Origin of the sequence: Micromonospora haikouensis, assembly GCF_900091595.1 — a bacterium.
GTDB classification, from domain to species: domain Bacteria; phylum Actinomycetota; class Actinomycetes; order Mycobacteriales; family Micromonosporaceae; genus Micromonospora; species Micromonospora haikouensis.
This window is the reverse complement of sequence record NZ_FMCW01000051.1, coordinates 1-13,217: the sequence shown is the minus strand read 5'-3', so window position 1 is coordinate 13,217 and position 13,217 is coordinate 1. Positions and strand designations below refer to the sequence as shown.

Below are 13,217 nucleotides of genomic sequence, written 5' to 3'. Positions count from 1 at the left end.
GTCACGCGGGGGTCCTTCCTCGTTGTGCGCGCAGCCGCTGTTCGAACACGTACAGGTTGTGGAAGCCGCGTCGCTTGTTGCGTTCGGTGCCTCTGAAGATCACGACTTCGATGCCGATCGCCTTGCACAGGTCACAGGGGCAGTCCCGCCAGGGCCGGTCTGCCAGGGTTGCACGATACTGCGCGCTTCGGTCGGACTTGCCGTCCCACACGGCGCTGTAGTCGATGAGTGCTTGGACGACCGGGTCGACGTCGATCTCGTCGGCGTCGTACTGGCGGAGCCGGGTCAGTGCGGTGCGTTCCAGGGCGAGTGCCTGGGCTTGGCTGATCTCGCCGGAGCGGATGCGGGCCTTGAGCTTGGGGTTGCCGTCAACCTGCGGTACGCGCAAGGCGACGTAGGTGCCGGTGGGTGTGTAGTAGTTGTCGCGGTCGTCCTTGAATGCTTGACGGAACGGTGAGGTGCTGTCGAAGCTGGTGACGCCATGGGTGGCGAAGGTGGGGACGTCGTCGCAGCGGCTGATGCCCAGCAGGTGCAGTTGCGTGGTGGGCTCACGGACCTGGTCGATCGCGGCGAGGCAGGCGAGGATCTCCTGGGTCTTGAGAGGGACCATGCCCCCGAGCGCGATGCGTTGGTACCCGATGCGTTGTAGTGCGACGACGGCGTCGGCGTAGGACTGCGGGCTCCAACCTTGGGCCACGCCGAGGGGGGTGAAGCAAACTCGGCGGGCCTTGCAGCGCTGCCAGAAGTCCGCAGCCAGAGCAAGGGTGATCTCCTGGCGACGTACCCACTCGGCGGCGCGCTCGTCGTCGCGGACTGTCTTGGGCTCGTATTGAAAGATGACGTGGTCTACGGCGATGCCGTAGTGGAATCCGCAGCCGTCATAGAAGTCGATGACCTCGTCGACACTGTAGGGCGGGTACTCCTCAGCGACGTAGGAAAACGCTCCACAGTCGCCCATGATCTTCAGCGGTGTGTGGCCGCGGTCGAGGCGGAAGAAGCGTCGGGCGCCCTCGCGGTAAAGGCGGTGGCGTTGCGCGGCTGTGTACTTGCCGGTTCCTCCGCCGGCCTTGCCGTCGACGATGGCCTTAGAGACCAGCAGCCCGTCGAAGGGGGCTTGGGTGAGTACCTCGTGGGCGTACAGGTCGTCGCGTTGCCGGACGCGGAACGGGTCGCGTTCTTCGGTGACGAAGTCGAAGCCCGGGTCGACCTGGTCCTGGCTGTCAGGGAAGAAGAACCTCACGACAGCTCTGCCCGGGTGTTGTGGTAGAGGCGGATGAGGTAGTTGGACAGTTCCTGGACGTGCCGGTGCATGTTTTCAATCTCGTTCCAGCGCAGGCCTAGGTCGTCCCAGACGCCAGCGGTCCAATGACAGTGCGGTGCGATGAGGGCAAGGTGTTGGCGGATGGTCTCCGGCGCGTTGGAGCTGCGGGGATCGACGGCGCCTAGGATGCGGTCCATCAGCCGGCCCATCGCGCGGATCCCGGCACCGTGCATGAGGCGGCTCTTGGTAGCCGGCAGTCCCCAGGCGTCGGGGAAAGTGTCGCGCACCGCAGTCCAGTAGACGTACAAGGCCTGCAGGATCGCTTCGAAGTCGGTCTCGTTGCGGCTAACGTCGCGGTACGGAAACAGGCAGCCTGACGATGAGGTCAGGCTCTCATTGAGCATGTTCACCACCACGGTGTCGGTGATCACCGCGTGGGGTGTCTGTTCCCGGCTCGTGGAGGCCCGTTTGATCAGCCCGTACATGGGCGAGTTCGGATCGGTGTTGAGGACGTCACACAGCGCGGCGGGCGCCTTGCGGATCGCCAGACGAGGGGGCAGTGGGCTGTCGACCTCGGGCAGCAGTTCGGTGACGAGCCCGCGCGGCAAGGGTCGGGTGTTGTTAACCCGCAGAAACTGGTCGCGCTGGATGGTGACACTGTCGGCGACGAAGGCAGTGACGGGAACCGGAAAGCCGCGGCGTTGGGCCCGCGCAAGGGCAAGGGCCCGCTGCTGGCCGTCAACTATCCAAGCTGGCTTCGGCTTGCCCTTCGCCGGTAGTGGAATGGTCAGCTTGCCGGAGGTGGCCAGACCATCGCCGACGCCGGGACCGCGGCTGGACTCGAACTTCGCGCGGGAGGACAGCGCGAGGATAAGCGGGTTCGGGAACAGCGCGTCGTCGGTGTTGAGATAGTCGATGATTTCCTCGACATGCCGGCGTACCTCGGGGCGCTGGTAGCCGATGAGGTTGCCGGCCTCGTCGCGACTCACTCGGGAGATGTCGGCGATTTGCAGGACCTCGTCGGCGCGCAACGCGAACATGAAGAAGGGGTAGGTACTGCTCTGGTCGATCCGCAACGCCCGGCGGACAAGGTTCTTGACGGAGGGGGCGGCGGGCATCAGCGCCTCACCTGGGCCGCGATGTCGGCGAACAGAGTGCGGAATCGGGATTGTTCGCAGGACTGCCCGGACTGACGTAATTGGCGCAGCAGGCTGGTCGCGGTAATGGGACCGTTGGCCAGGTGGCGCCGGATAAGGTCGCGCAGGGCTTCGTCGCTGAGCTTCTGCCCGATGGGTCGCCGGCTGGGGTCAGGCGGCGCGGTGATGGTGACTTGTTCGGCGAGTTTGCGCAGATTGGCGTGAGACAAGTCGTCGGCTGCTGCGGTGAGCAGGTGGGCGGCGGCGCGAACATTGAGCGCTTGCAAGCTGCCGCCGACTACTGGCCGAAGTGCGACGGTAACCGGCACGATGAGGTCGTCGATGTCCGGGCACCTCCCGGGCGGGCCGATGATGGCCAACTGTTCGCGGTCGGCCTGGCAGTCTGCGGCTCGGCGTAGGTCGTCGGCGCAGGCGCGTAGGTACGCCTCGGAAAGCACGGCGATGACGACGGCGTCCGGGTTCTGGCGAGCCAGCGTCGTGAAGGAGCGAGGTGCTTGGCTGTCAGGGCCGCTCCATCGGTTGAGTCTGCTCCACCAGTCGCGCATGGCGGCCGACGAGGAGCCGGCCGAGTCGGCCTCCCCCGCGGTGAAGGTGGCCGCGTAGGGCGCGACCGGCGTGTCGGCTGCGATCAGCCCGTAGCCAGCTGAGCATACCCACAGTTTCGTAGTCTGCGGCAGCGTGGCGGGAAGGCTGCGGGCAACCTGCCAGTGTTCGCCGGCGTACAGGTCCACGGCGGCAACTCGGTCAGCATCGAAGGTGGACAGCCGGGAGGCCCAGGTGGCGAACCGTTGCCCTGGCCGCTGTTCGTGCAGACTGCCGAGCCGCAGGTAATCGGGCACAACGCGGGTCTTGCGGTTGGCGCAGGTGACCACGAGGTGCACGGGACGGTCGGCCACGCCGGATCTCGACCTCACGCGTCGCCGCCAGTCGCGGAGTCGGTCCACTCAAGTTGCGCGTAGGCGGCGTGGTTGTGGATGCTCTCGTCGTTGACCACGCGCACCCGGAATCGGTTCACACGAGGGTCATCGCGCATCGCCAGGGCAACGTGGCGGGTCATGTCTTCGACGAAGACCGGATTGTCGTAGCCGGCCATGGTGACGTGACGCTCATCTGGCCGCTTGAGCAGCGCGTAGACCGGTGAGGATGCCGACGCCTCGGCGACATCGATAAGGTCGTCGAACCACAGCTCCCCCGGGTCGACCGGGTGGGCTTCGATGGTGACGTAGCCGCGTTGGTTGTGCGCCCCTCGATCACTGATGGCCTTGCTGCAGGGACACACGCTCGTCACGGGCACGCGGGCCTGCAGCGTCAAGACCGGATTGGCTCCGCTCACGCTGGCGGTCAACGCGCACTGGTATTCGCTGAAGGATCGCGCGCCGGTGACCGGGGCCTGCCGCTCCAAGAAGTAAGCGAAGGTGAGATGGACGCGGGCGCTGCTGCTGCCCATACGCATACGAAGGTCTTCCACCAGACGCAGCGCACTGTCCGGCGCGACCTCGTCTCGCCAGGCGTGCAGCACTTCCACAAAACGGCTCAGATGGGCGCCTTTGACCTCGGCGTCGAGGGTGACCGACATGTCGATGGTGGCGACAGCTTCGCGTTTGGCTCCCTGGCCGTCAGCGATCAGAAGCGGGTAGCGCAGCCCTTCGATGCCCACCTCATCGAGGGCAACCCCCCGCTGGTCGGGCAATGCCTGGACGTCGGGAAGCATCACCGCTCTCCTCGATAGATGCAGCCGGAGGTGCACGTCTCACGAACCATGACAGTCGACAGAGGAAGTCGACCGATCAGTCGGTCCCAGATCCACCGGGCCAGTACTTCGCTGGTCGGATTCTCCAGGCCGGGAACCTCGTTGAGGTAGTAGTGGTCAAGTTGGTCGAGGAGCGGTTGGAACGCCTTCTTGAGCTCGCCGAAGTCCATAACCCAGCCCGCTTCAGGGTCAACATCGCCGCGGACATGGACTTGAACCCGGTAGGAGTGACCGTGTAGGCGGGCGCACTTGTGCCCGACTGGCACGTTCGGCAGCCGGTGCGCGGCTTCGAAGGTGAACTCTCGGAAGATTTCCATCAGGCAATTCCTATGTACTTGTGTGTCTGCAGACTCAGTTGCCACTGCGGATGGTCAAGGCAATACCGCACGGCAGCCTCGGTGTTAGCCGCCCGGTCAGGGCCATCCATGGGCTGCAGCAGGAAGTACTCGAAGGCGAGGTCTTCAAACAGTTGCGGCTCAGCGCCGACCTGTGGGTAGACCAGCTTGAGGTCATGGCCGCGGGTAAGCACGAGGTCCGCGCCCGCCTTGGGGCTGACGCAGATCCAGTCAAGCCCGGCCGGCGCTGGCCGGGTTCCGTTTGTCTCGACCGCGACCGTAAAGCCCTCGGCGTGGAGGGCCTGCACAGCGGCCTCGTCCAGTTGCAGCAGCGGCTCGCCGCCGGTGCAGACGACGTAGGGGCGGCTACGAGGATGGGACTTCCCTTGCCAGGTCTTGGCCACAGCCGCGGCCAGATCAGCCGCAGACCGGAAACGACCCCCGCCTGGGCCGTCCGTGCCAACGAAATCGGTGTCGCAGAACCGGCAGATAGCGCGATTCCTATCCGACTCACGCCCGGTCCACAGGTTGCAGCTGGTGAACCGGCAGAACACCGCAGGCCGGCCCGCATGGGTTCCCTCACCCTGCAATGTGTAAAAGATCTCCTTAACGCGATACACCGACCTCACCCAGCCGGCGGGGCCAGAGCGGGGTCAGTGCGGTCAAGTTCCGCGAAGCCGCGGCTGCGCAGCAGGCAGGAGTCGCAGGTTCCGCATGCCCGCCCGTCGACCGGGTCATAGCAACTGTGTGTCCAGGCGTAATCCACGCCCAACTCCAGACCTCGGCGAATCGTCTCGGCCTTGGTCAGCTGGATCAGCGGCGTGTGGATACGCAGCCGTTGGCGACCCTCCACGCCGGCCTTGGTGGCAAGGTTGGCCATCTGCTCGTAGGCGGCGATGTACTCCGGGCGGCAGTCGGGGTAGCCGCTGTAGTCGAGTGCGCTGACCCCGATGAACACATCCGAGGCATCCAAGGTCTCTGCCCACGCCAGCGCGAAGGACAAGAAAATCGTGTTCCGGGCGGGCACGTACGTGATCGGAATGTCGCTACCGAGGTCGTCGGCGCTGGCGTGGTGCGGCACGGCAAGAGCGTCGTCGGTCAGCGCCGAGCCACCGAAGACGCGCAAATCGATGTCAGCGACGACGTGCTTGACTGCTCCGAGGTTCGCGGCTACACGGCTCGCGGCTTCGAGCTCCACCGTGTGCCGCTGGCCGTAGCGGAAGCTCAGCGCGTACGCTTCGTACCCCTCGTGCACCGCCATCGCGAGTACCGTGGCCGAGTCGAGTCCTCCGCTAAGTAGCACCACAGCCCTGCGCTTCGCCGCAGACATATGCCGGCCTCCGCCTCTCCACTCGGGTCCGAGAAACTGCAAGGTCGCGCGCCGATGGTCGGCTGCAGTTTCGGCGGTCAGCCTACCGAACTACTGGGAACGATGGAACGTGCCCTTGAGGGTGCCAGTTGATCACCGACAGCGGTAGGTCGCGTCGACTACCCAGCGCAACTGCCATCGCCAAGATTGGTTAGCATGATCGATATTTCAAAGGACACCCACCCCTTGCTAACTGCGGCGGATCGATGCCGCAGGCGTTGCGCTTTCTTGCACCAGCAGAGCTGACCTCCCCGAGAAACTCTCCGCTGTGCGGCAGGTCATGATGGAGCTCTTCCAGGCTGGTCTTGCAGCTTAGGGTGCGTGCGGCGAGCCCGGAGAGCGATGAGGCGAGCCTCCATCCCGCCTGTTGCCGGAAGGGGCAGCCTGGGTGGCGGGTGCGTGTCTCTGGCGATGTTCGGTGAGGCTGCGTCGGCAGTGCCAGGTTCGACGTCGGGCGTGTCGGCTGCTTGATTTCCGCAACATCAACTGCGGCATCGACTACATTCTGCGGCATGGGGTTGCTGGACGACGCGGTGGCGGTGCTGGACGAGCGGGGTGTGCTGGAGCCGCTGGGCGGGTTGATCCGGCAGGTCTACCGGCGGGCCGCGGACCGGCACGAGCCGGAACTCGGCGATGACGCGATGAGTTTCGGCACCACGGTGTGGCGGAACCTGACGAACCTGGGCAAGGCGTCCCTCGACGGTGTCGACGGCGTGCGGGTGCGGGTGGAGGACAACTCCCTGGAGATCCTGTGCGCCGGGTACGTGGTGCGGTTGTACTCGTTGCAGGGTGGGATCGAGTCGATCCGGTGGGAGGGCAGCGAGGCACGACTGGGCGGGGCGGTGGAGAACAGCCGCGACGGGCAGTTGGCCTTCGACGACGCCGAGCAGTTCCCGGAGGTCTTCGCCGGTGTGGTGCCCCCGAAGCGGCACCTGCGGGTCGCGCACACCGGCGACATCACCACCGGCGAGGCGACGGCGTACCTCGGGCTGCCCCGCGACAACCGCGAGGGCGGATCGCCGTGGTTCGAGGTGACGCTCTGGTTCGGCGACGCCACCACCCCCGGGACGCCGCTGCCGGTCGTCGCCGGCCCGGTCGGGGTGCCAGGGCAGCGGCACGACGAGCTGCCCGTGCCGGAGCTGCCGCTCGGCACGCTGCCGCCCGCAGGCGGTGTCGGCCGTACCCTCGGTGTCGCTGGTCGACGGGCGTGACGGGCGGGGTTCGCCCGCCGGTACCGGTCACCGCAGCGGTGGCGGGGTTCGAGCCACACGCGCTGGGGCTGGCACGCAGGTGGCGGCGGATGCGCAAGAACGAGTTGGCCCGGCAGGTCGGGGTGACGGCGGCGGCGGTCAGCCAGTACGAGCTGGGGCAGGCCCGCCCGTCGGCGGCGGTGCTGGCCCGGTTGGCGTTGGCGTTGGCGATGCCGGTGGAGTTCTTCGCCGCCGGTGTCCCGGCACCGGCGTCGCCGGGGCGGGCGCACTTCCGTAGCCTGCGGGCCACCAGCCAGGCGGAGCGGGACCAGGCCGAGGCGTTCGGTGAGGTCGCCTGGCGCATGGTCGAGGTCGTGGGCCGGCAGCTACGGCTGCCGCAGTTGCGGCTGCCGCAGCTCGACTGGCCGGAACCCGCGCGGGCCGAGGACGTCCGTACGGTCGCGGCGGCGGCACGTGCGGAGTTCGGGCTCGACGACGGGCCGGTGCCGCACATGGTGCGGCTGCTGGAGGCGCACGGGGTGATCGTGTTGTCCCTGCCGGACGCCTCCGAACGGGTGGATGCGTTCTCACACTGGTACGGCCAGCGGCCGTTTGTCTTCCTCAACCCCACGAAGAACGACAAGGCCCGTTCCCGGATGGACGCCGCCCACGAACTCGGCCACCTGCTGCTGCACCACGACGCCGAGCCGGGCAGCCAACTCCTGGAACGGGAAGCCACCGCCTTCGCCTCCGAGTTCCTCGCCCCCAGCACCACCCTGGCCGGTGAGCTTCCCGCCCGGCTGGACTTCGACCGGCTGCACGAGCTGAAACGCCGCTGGGGCATCAGCCTGAAAGCCCTCGTCTACCGGGGACACGACCTCGGCGTCTACCGGGACCACACCTACCGACGCGGCATGAGCCTGCTCGCCCAATGGGGCCACCCCGAACCCGGCGACCTCGGCCCCCGCGAACAGCCCACCCTCCTTGGCAAGGCCGCCACCCTCCTCAACCAACAACACACCACCATCGAAGACCTCGCCGCGCACGCCGGCCTACCCGCGGCCCTGGCCCGCACCGTGATCGACGCCGCCACCGAACACCTCCCCGAACTACGACTCACCCCAACCAGCCCCTGACGGAGCCGCAGGCGCGGCGGATTCGCTGGGCCTACCGGTGTTCGACGGCCTATAGACGGCCGTCGGCGGCCTTGCTTCCGGCTGGCGGTTGGAGAGCTGCGCGGCGGGTTTCGACGAAAGCCGAGTGGTACTCGGCGGACGGCGCTGGCGCAGCACCCGTGCCTGAGGGTAATGGTCGCGACGGCGGCTCACGCGTAGCTGGGGGAGTGGTCTCGGTGCGCGAGGTCATGCTGTCCTTCTGACCGCGGTGCGGTAGTCGTGGTTCGTTGCGGCTGGAGGCCGTGGCTCACGCGGCGTACGCGGTGGTGAGCGTCGCTCCGGGGACCCGGCGCGGCAGCCGCTGCGGGATCCGCGACCGCAGGTGCGTGGCGGTCGCGGCGATTCCGGCGGTGAACCAGCCGACGAAACCACCGGCCTCGCGCACCCGCCGCTGCGGTGCGCATTCGCGGCTGCTGACGGCCGGCTGGGGCAGGGCCGGTGGTTGCGGCGCTGCGGATCGGGCGATAAGCATCGCTTGTTGCGCCTGTCTGGCGGCCATGCACGGGCCGGTTCTCTGGTCGGCGCACTGCAGGTTGACGCACCGATCGTCGGGCCCGGGTTGGTGGGCGGTGAGGACGTCAACGGCCAGCCGCCACAGCAGCGGGTCGGTGACGTCGCTGGGCAGGAGGGCGCAGTGGGACGGCCGGATTCGGCGTCGGTCAGACATCGCGGGTGACCTTCCTTCAGGTTCCGAGGCAGGGGCAACGTCCGGCCAGGCCTGGGGCGTTGTGCCTGATGACCGGCTCGGGCGATGCCCATTTGATCGACGCTCATCTGTCGATGAAGGTCAAGTCGTCCGTCCGGGGGCGGCGCGGTGAAGCGCCGTGGACGACGCGCGGGGCAGGGCCGGAGCGTCGCATCTGCCCCTCTGGCGTCAACCTCGTGGAGAGTTGTCGGGATGGGTCGACCGGACCGCGCAGTGGTTTCGATGAGGCGCCTCAGCCCGGGGCGTCGGCGTGATCGAGTTGTTCGTCGATGCGGACCACGCGACGTCGCCGTGGCGGTCGGCGTCGACGGCGTCGATCCGCCGGATCTTGTGGGACTCGACGAGCGAGGGGGTCGGTTTGCTGAGGGCTGAGCGAACACGGGGTACCCCGTGTTCGCTCCTGGCGGGATGGGTGCCCTCCCGATCGGGAGGGTGTCTGGCGGGACAGAGGCGGGTCCGCAAGGGCTGTCAGGGGGCATGTGCGGCACTGACAGCCCAGGTCGGCACTGGGCTGCAGGTGTTCGGCAGTCACGGGTCACAAGCCGGGTGGCGAGCCACTGGGCGGCCCGGGTGACGCCACCGCCATCGCAGAGGCGGTCGGGAGCTTCGCCACTCGGACGACTGAGTCGCTCGGCGAGAGCGTCGATGGCGTTGGTGTCCTGCCTCGGCGCGGCCGCCGCGGCCGCCCGCCAGGGCTTGGTGGGCAAGTACGAGCGACAGCCGGCGAGCGTGTGCCTTGGTGAGCATCGTGTCCAGCGAGTTGGCCAGGGCCAGGGGTTGTGGGCCGCGTCGATGATCAGGGTAGCGTCGCGGCCCCGATCGGCTGCGGTGGTTGCGCGGGCGGTGGTCGCGTCGGACCTCCGCGAGAATCATGGAGCCGCGCGGCAGGCTGGTGTCCTCGCCGAGCACGACTTTGGGGAGGCCGACTCGCAGCATCCCGCCGTCGAGGACCTCGGCCATGTCGAAGCTGAACCTCGCGGATACCGCGTGGCCGCTACGCGCCGAAGTTGGGCTGCAGGAGAACCCGAACCGGTGGCGGTGTTGAGCGCCAGCGATGCGGGTAGCGCACGTCAGCCTGGCGAAGGGCATTGCCGTGTCAAAGGCGGAGGTGGGCCAGTCCGTAGCGCCGGACACGCCCATGTCAACTCCTGTGACAGCGGAGGGTTTCGATGACTGTCGCCGGTGGCGTCGCGGCGAGGGGCGGCGGCGATTCCACCACAGGCGTGTCACAGCCTCTGACAGAACTGCTCAGCCGCCGGTCCCCGCCCCTCCCCCAGCCTCTGTCATGGGCGGACCCCACAAGAGATCTAATAGATAACAATCACTGATTCGGTGCGGGTGGAAGCGGGTTGACCTGCGCTGTGACAGGAGTGACAGAACCTATCGACGCGCTTCGCGGTGACGCTGGCACCGGCTCGCCCCGCAGCCCTGCGACACAGTCCGGCGACGCTCACAGCGATCGGGCGCGGGGTCTGTGACAGCGTGGCCGCTCACCGCGTTGGTGTCGCCGGTCGCCGTCGGCCGACCGCGCCGGCTCGCTGGGGCGCATCCATGGCAGCCAGCAGGGGCGCTGTCACCGTTGACAGGATCGCCGGGGGTAGGGGCGCCGCGCCGGTGGATCCGCCTGCCCGGTGACACCTGCGCGCCTCTCACAACGCTGGTCGGAGCGGTGATCGACGCCGACATCGCGGCGAGACCCAAGGCCTGGGGCCCGCGCTTTTCCCGCTTTTGTTAGTTACGCACGGTAACTGACAGAAGTGGGTCTCCTGTGGTCGTCGCGACGACTGCCGCTGATCGACGCTACGCCCGGCTGGCCGGGGAAAGTCGTACGAACCGGGGCGACTGTCACGCGGACGGCCGCTGTGAGCGGCGGTGAGTTCGGCAAGTGTTCGCCAGGGCCCACAAACCCCGGTTCGGAGGTGTCAGCGCTTCACGGCGCGGCGCGGAGCCGACAGCACATGAGCGAGCACACGCCGCACCACAACCATCGGGCCGATCGCATCGACCCGGCCGACCCCGTACCCATCGACCTGACCGCCGGCGACCCACCGGCATCGATCACCGCCGGGTGCCCGGCCCGCGCCGACGCCCCCACCCACCCGGAGGGTCACTGGCAGCCTCTCGGAAGGGAACGTCGGTGATGAGCTTTCCCGTCCAGAATCCCCCCGACCGGCCGATGCCTCCCGCGAACGGTGAGCCGCCGGTGTGGACCGCCGACCGGATCCGCGCCCTCGGCACCGTGACCGACCTGACCACCGCCGCAGCCATCTTCGGACTGTCCCACGCCACCGCGTACGACCTGGCCAAGCGCGGTCAGTTCCCGGTCGCCGTGCTGCGCTTCGGCAGCCGCTTCCGGATACCAGTCGCGGCCATCCTCCACGCCCTACACCTACCAACCGACGACGGTCCCCCTGCCGCCCCGTCACAGGCGACTTGATCCCCGGTGAAAGGCACGCGTGGATCATCCCGTATGGAATCCGCAGCCCACCGGCTGCCACACCGGAGGAGACACCTGACCATGGCGAACGGATCCGTCTTCAAACGCTGCGCCTGCCGCGACAACGACGGCCGCAAACTCGGCAACCGCTGCCCCCAGCTGAGACGAACGGGCGGTTCGTGGCACCCCACCCACGGCCGGTGGGCCTACCAGCTCGAACTGCCCACCCACCCCGGCCAGCGGTGCCGGCAGCTACGACGCAGCACCTTCGACAGCCGCGACGCCGCCACCGGCGACCGCGACCACGCCAGAGCGCTGCTCGCCCTCGCCGGCGACGACACCGCCCTCGCCGCCGAGATCGCCGACCTGCTCCTCGCCGTCACCTCCGGAGCGCCACTGCCGGACCGCGACACCATCGCCCGACGGGTCCGGGCCGGCCTGCCGCCCACCGTCGCGACGACCGTCGGCGAGTACCTGCACCAGTGGCTGGCCTCCCGCCGCGGCATCGAACCCAACACCGTGCGCGCCTACGAGTCCCACATCCGCATCCACCTGGTTCCGCACCTCGGCGCGATCCCCCTGCAACGGCTGCGGGTCGACCACATCGAGGCGATGTTTACCGCGATCACCGACCGCAACACCACCATCGAGATCGCCCGGCAGAGCGACGATCCGCAGATCCGTGCCACCATGCGAGGGCGGCGCGTCACCGGCCCGGCGACCATGCACCGCATCCGCGCCACCCTGCGCAAGGCACTCAACGACGCGATCCGCAGGAGCAACAACCGGCTCATCGACTTCAACCCCGCCGCGCACGTCGAGCTGCCCTCGGGGACCCGACCCAAAGCCCGCGTCTGGACAGCCAAGGCCGTCGCGACGTGGAAGACCACCGGCGTACGACCCGGCTCGGTCATGGTGTGGAACCCCCAGCAGGCCGGCGAGTTTCTCGACCATGCCGAGAGCCACGACCCCGACCTCTACGCGCTGTTCACGCTTATCCTCCATCGCGGCCTACGCCGCGGTGAGGCCGTCGGTCTCACCGACACCGCCGTCGACTTCGACAACGCCCTGATCACCATCTCCCAGCAACTGTCCACCCACGGCTACACACCGGTGATCAAGAAGGTCAAGTCCGAATCCGGCAACCGCGTCATCTCCCTGGACAGCTACACCCTCGCCGCGCTACGCGCCTACCACGTCCGCCGCGCCCAATGGAAACTCGCCCACGGCCCCACCTGGCCCGACACCGGACTCTTCTTCGTCCGTCCCGACGGCCGGCCCTGGCACCCCGAAGCCGTCACCTGGCGATTCGAATGCCTCGTCCGCGACGCCGCGCTACCCCCGATCCGGCTGCACGACCTGCGGCACTGCGCCGCCACGTTCCTCAAAGCCGCCGGCGCCGACCTCAAGGACGTCCAAGAGTTGCTCGGCCACTCCTCCATCACCATCACCGGCGACACCTACACCACCGTCATCGCCGAACTCGACGTCGAACGCGCCAAAGCCGAAGCCGCCGCCGAGCTCGTACCTCGCCGACGCCGACCAGCCGCATAACCGACAACACACAGCGGGGGCGTCACCCCACGGCCGACGCCCCGCACAGGCCACACCACAACCGACAACCGCAAGATCCGCAGCGTCTACCGCCCGGAGCGTGAGGGGCGACGGCTGATACCCATGCCCCTCACCGCCCCGGGACCGCAGTCAGCCCCGCTCCACGCCCGCCGGATCGGCACCGAACAGCACCTCTTCGACCCCCTCCACGGCGCCACAGACCTGGTCGGGCGGGCTCAGCTCCGCCGGCCACGTGTGCCCTCTGCTGATCCAGACGGTGGCG

General features: G+C 68.1%; 13 protein-coding genes. 5 read left to right on the top strand and 8 right to left on the bottom strand.

Going from position 1 to position 13,217, the window contains the following annotated elements; translation table 11 throughout:
• Window position 1: 1 nt before the first annotated feature.
• Genes dpdA through queC form a run of 7 tightly spaced genes read right to left on the bottom strand, consistent with a single transcriptional unit; the run spans window position 2 to window position 5,833 of the window.
• Window positions 2-1,240, bottom strand: coding sequence for a tRNA-guanine transglycosylase DpdA (gene dpdA / locus GA0070558_RS30910; RefSeq protein WP_091286516.1), 1,239 nt, complete (start codon window positions 1,238-1,240; stop codon window positions 2-4).
• Window positions 1,237-2,379 carry a DGQHR domain-containing protein DpdB gene (gene dbpB, locus GA0070558_RS30905; protein WP_091286511.1) on the bottom strand — a complete coding sequence of 381 codons (1,143 nt, stop codon included), beginning with the start codon at window positions 2,377-2,379 and terminating at the stop codon, window positions 1,237-1,239. The genes dpdA and dbpB overlap by 4 nt, the downstream gene beginning before the upstream one ends.
• Complete coding sequence (locus GA0070558_RS30900; protein WP_256092225.1) at window positions 2,379-3,314, bottom strand: hypothetical protein; 936 nt, start codon at window positions 3,312-3,314, stop codon at window positions 2,379-2,381. Before GA0070558_RS30900 ends, dbpB begins: the two co-directional genes overlap by 1 nt.
• Before the next feature lie 14 nt (window positions 3,315-3,328).
• Window positions 3,329-4,129 carry a GTP cyclohydrolase FolE2 gene (gene folE2 / locus GA0070558_RS30895; protein ID WP_091286542.1) on the bottom strand — a complete coding sequence of 267 codons (801 nt, stop codon included), beginning with the start codon at window positions 4,127-4,129 and terminating at the stop codon, window positions 3,329-3,331.
• Complete coding sequence (gene queD / locus GA0070558_RS30890) at window positions 4,129-4,485, bottom strand: 6-carboxytetrahydropterin synthase QueD (RefSeq protein ID WP_091286507.1); 357 nt, start codon at window positions 4,483-4,485, stop codon at window positions 4,129-4,131. Before queD ends, folE2 begins: the two co-directional genes overlap by 1 nt.
• Entirely contained in the window at window positions 4,485-5,123 is a 639-nt protein-coding gene (gene queE, locus GA0070558_RS30885) for a 7-carboxy-7-deazaguanine synthase (protein WP_091286539.1), read from the bottom strand. Before queE ends, queD begins: the two co-directional genes overlap by 1 nt.
• 5 nt (window positions 5,124-5,128) lie before the next feature.
• On the bottom strand, window positions 5,129-5,833 hold the full coding sequence (queC, locus tag GA0070558_RS30880) for a 7-cyano-7-deazaguanine synthase QueC (protein WP_091286504.1): 705 nt from the start codon (window positions 5,831-5,833) through the stop codon (window positions 5,129-5,131).
• A gap of 551 nt (window positions 5,834-6,384) precedes the next feature.
• Here queC and GA0070558_RS30875 point away from each other — a divergent pair.
• Together GA0070558_RS30875 and GA0070558_RS30870 are read left to right on the top strand one after the other, a co-directional pair.
• Entirely contained in the window at window positions 6,385-7,083 is a 699-nt protein-coding gene (locus tag GA0070558_RS30875; protein WP_091286500.1) for a hypothetical protein, read from the top strand.
• Window positions 7,080-8,198 carry an XRE family transcriptional regulator gene (locus tag GA0070558_RS30870; protein ID WP_369523397.1) on the top strand — a complete coding sequence of 373 codons (1,119 nt, stop codon included), beginning with the start codon at window positions 7,080-7,082 and terminating at the stop codon, window positions 8,196-8,198. The genes GA0070558_RS30875 and GA0070558_RS30870 overlap by 4 nt, the downstream gene beginning before the upstream one ends.
• A 286-nt stretch (window positions 8,199-8,484) precedes the next feature.
• Here GA0070558_RS30870 and GA0070558_RS30865 read toward each other — a convergent pair whose 3' ends face one another.
• On the bottom strand, window positions 8,485-8,904 hold the full coding sequence (locus GA0070558_RS30865) for a hypothetical protein (protein ID WP_091286493.1): 420 nt from the start codon (window positions 8,902-8,904) through the stop codon (window positions 8,485-8,487).
• Window positions 8,905-10,901: 1,997 nt separating this feature from the next.
• On the opposite strand from GA0070558_RS30865, the gene GA0070558_RS33120 reads away from it, so the two are divergent.
• The 3 genes from GA0070558_RS33120 (at window position 10,902) to GA0070558_RS30855 (ending at window position 12,934) form a co-directional block, all read left to right on the top strand.
• Window positions 10,902-11,084, top strand: coding sequence for a hypothetical protein (locus GA0070558_RS33120; protein ID WP_141722383.1), 183 nt, complete (start codon window positions 10,902-10,904; stop codon window positions 11,082-11,084).
• A complete protein-coding gene (locus GA0070558_RS30860; RefSeq protein ID WP_439709656.1) occupies window positions 11,084-11,380 on the top strand; it encodes a helix-turn-helix domain-containing protein in 297 nt (98 codons plus the stop codon). The genes GA0070558_RS33120 and GA0070558_RS30860 overlap by 1 nt, the downstream gene beginning before the upstream one ends.
• A gap of 81 nt (window positions 11,381-11,461) precedes the next feature.
• Window positions 11,462-12,934, top strand: a complete 1,473-nt coding sequence (locus GA0070558_RS30855) for a tyrosine-type recombinase/integrase (protein ID WP_091286486.1) — start codon at window positions 11,462-11,464, stop codon at window positions 12,932-12,934.
• The last annotated feature ends 283 nt before the right edge of the window (window positions 12,935-13,217 follow it).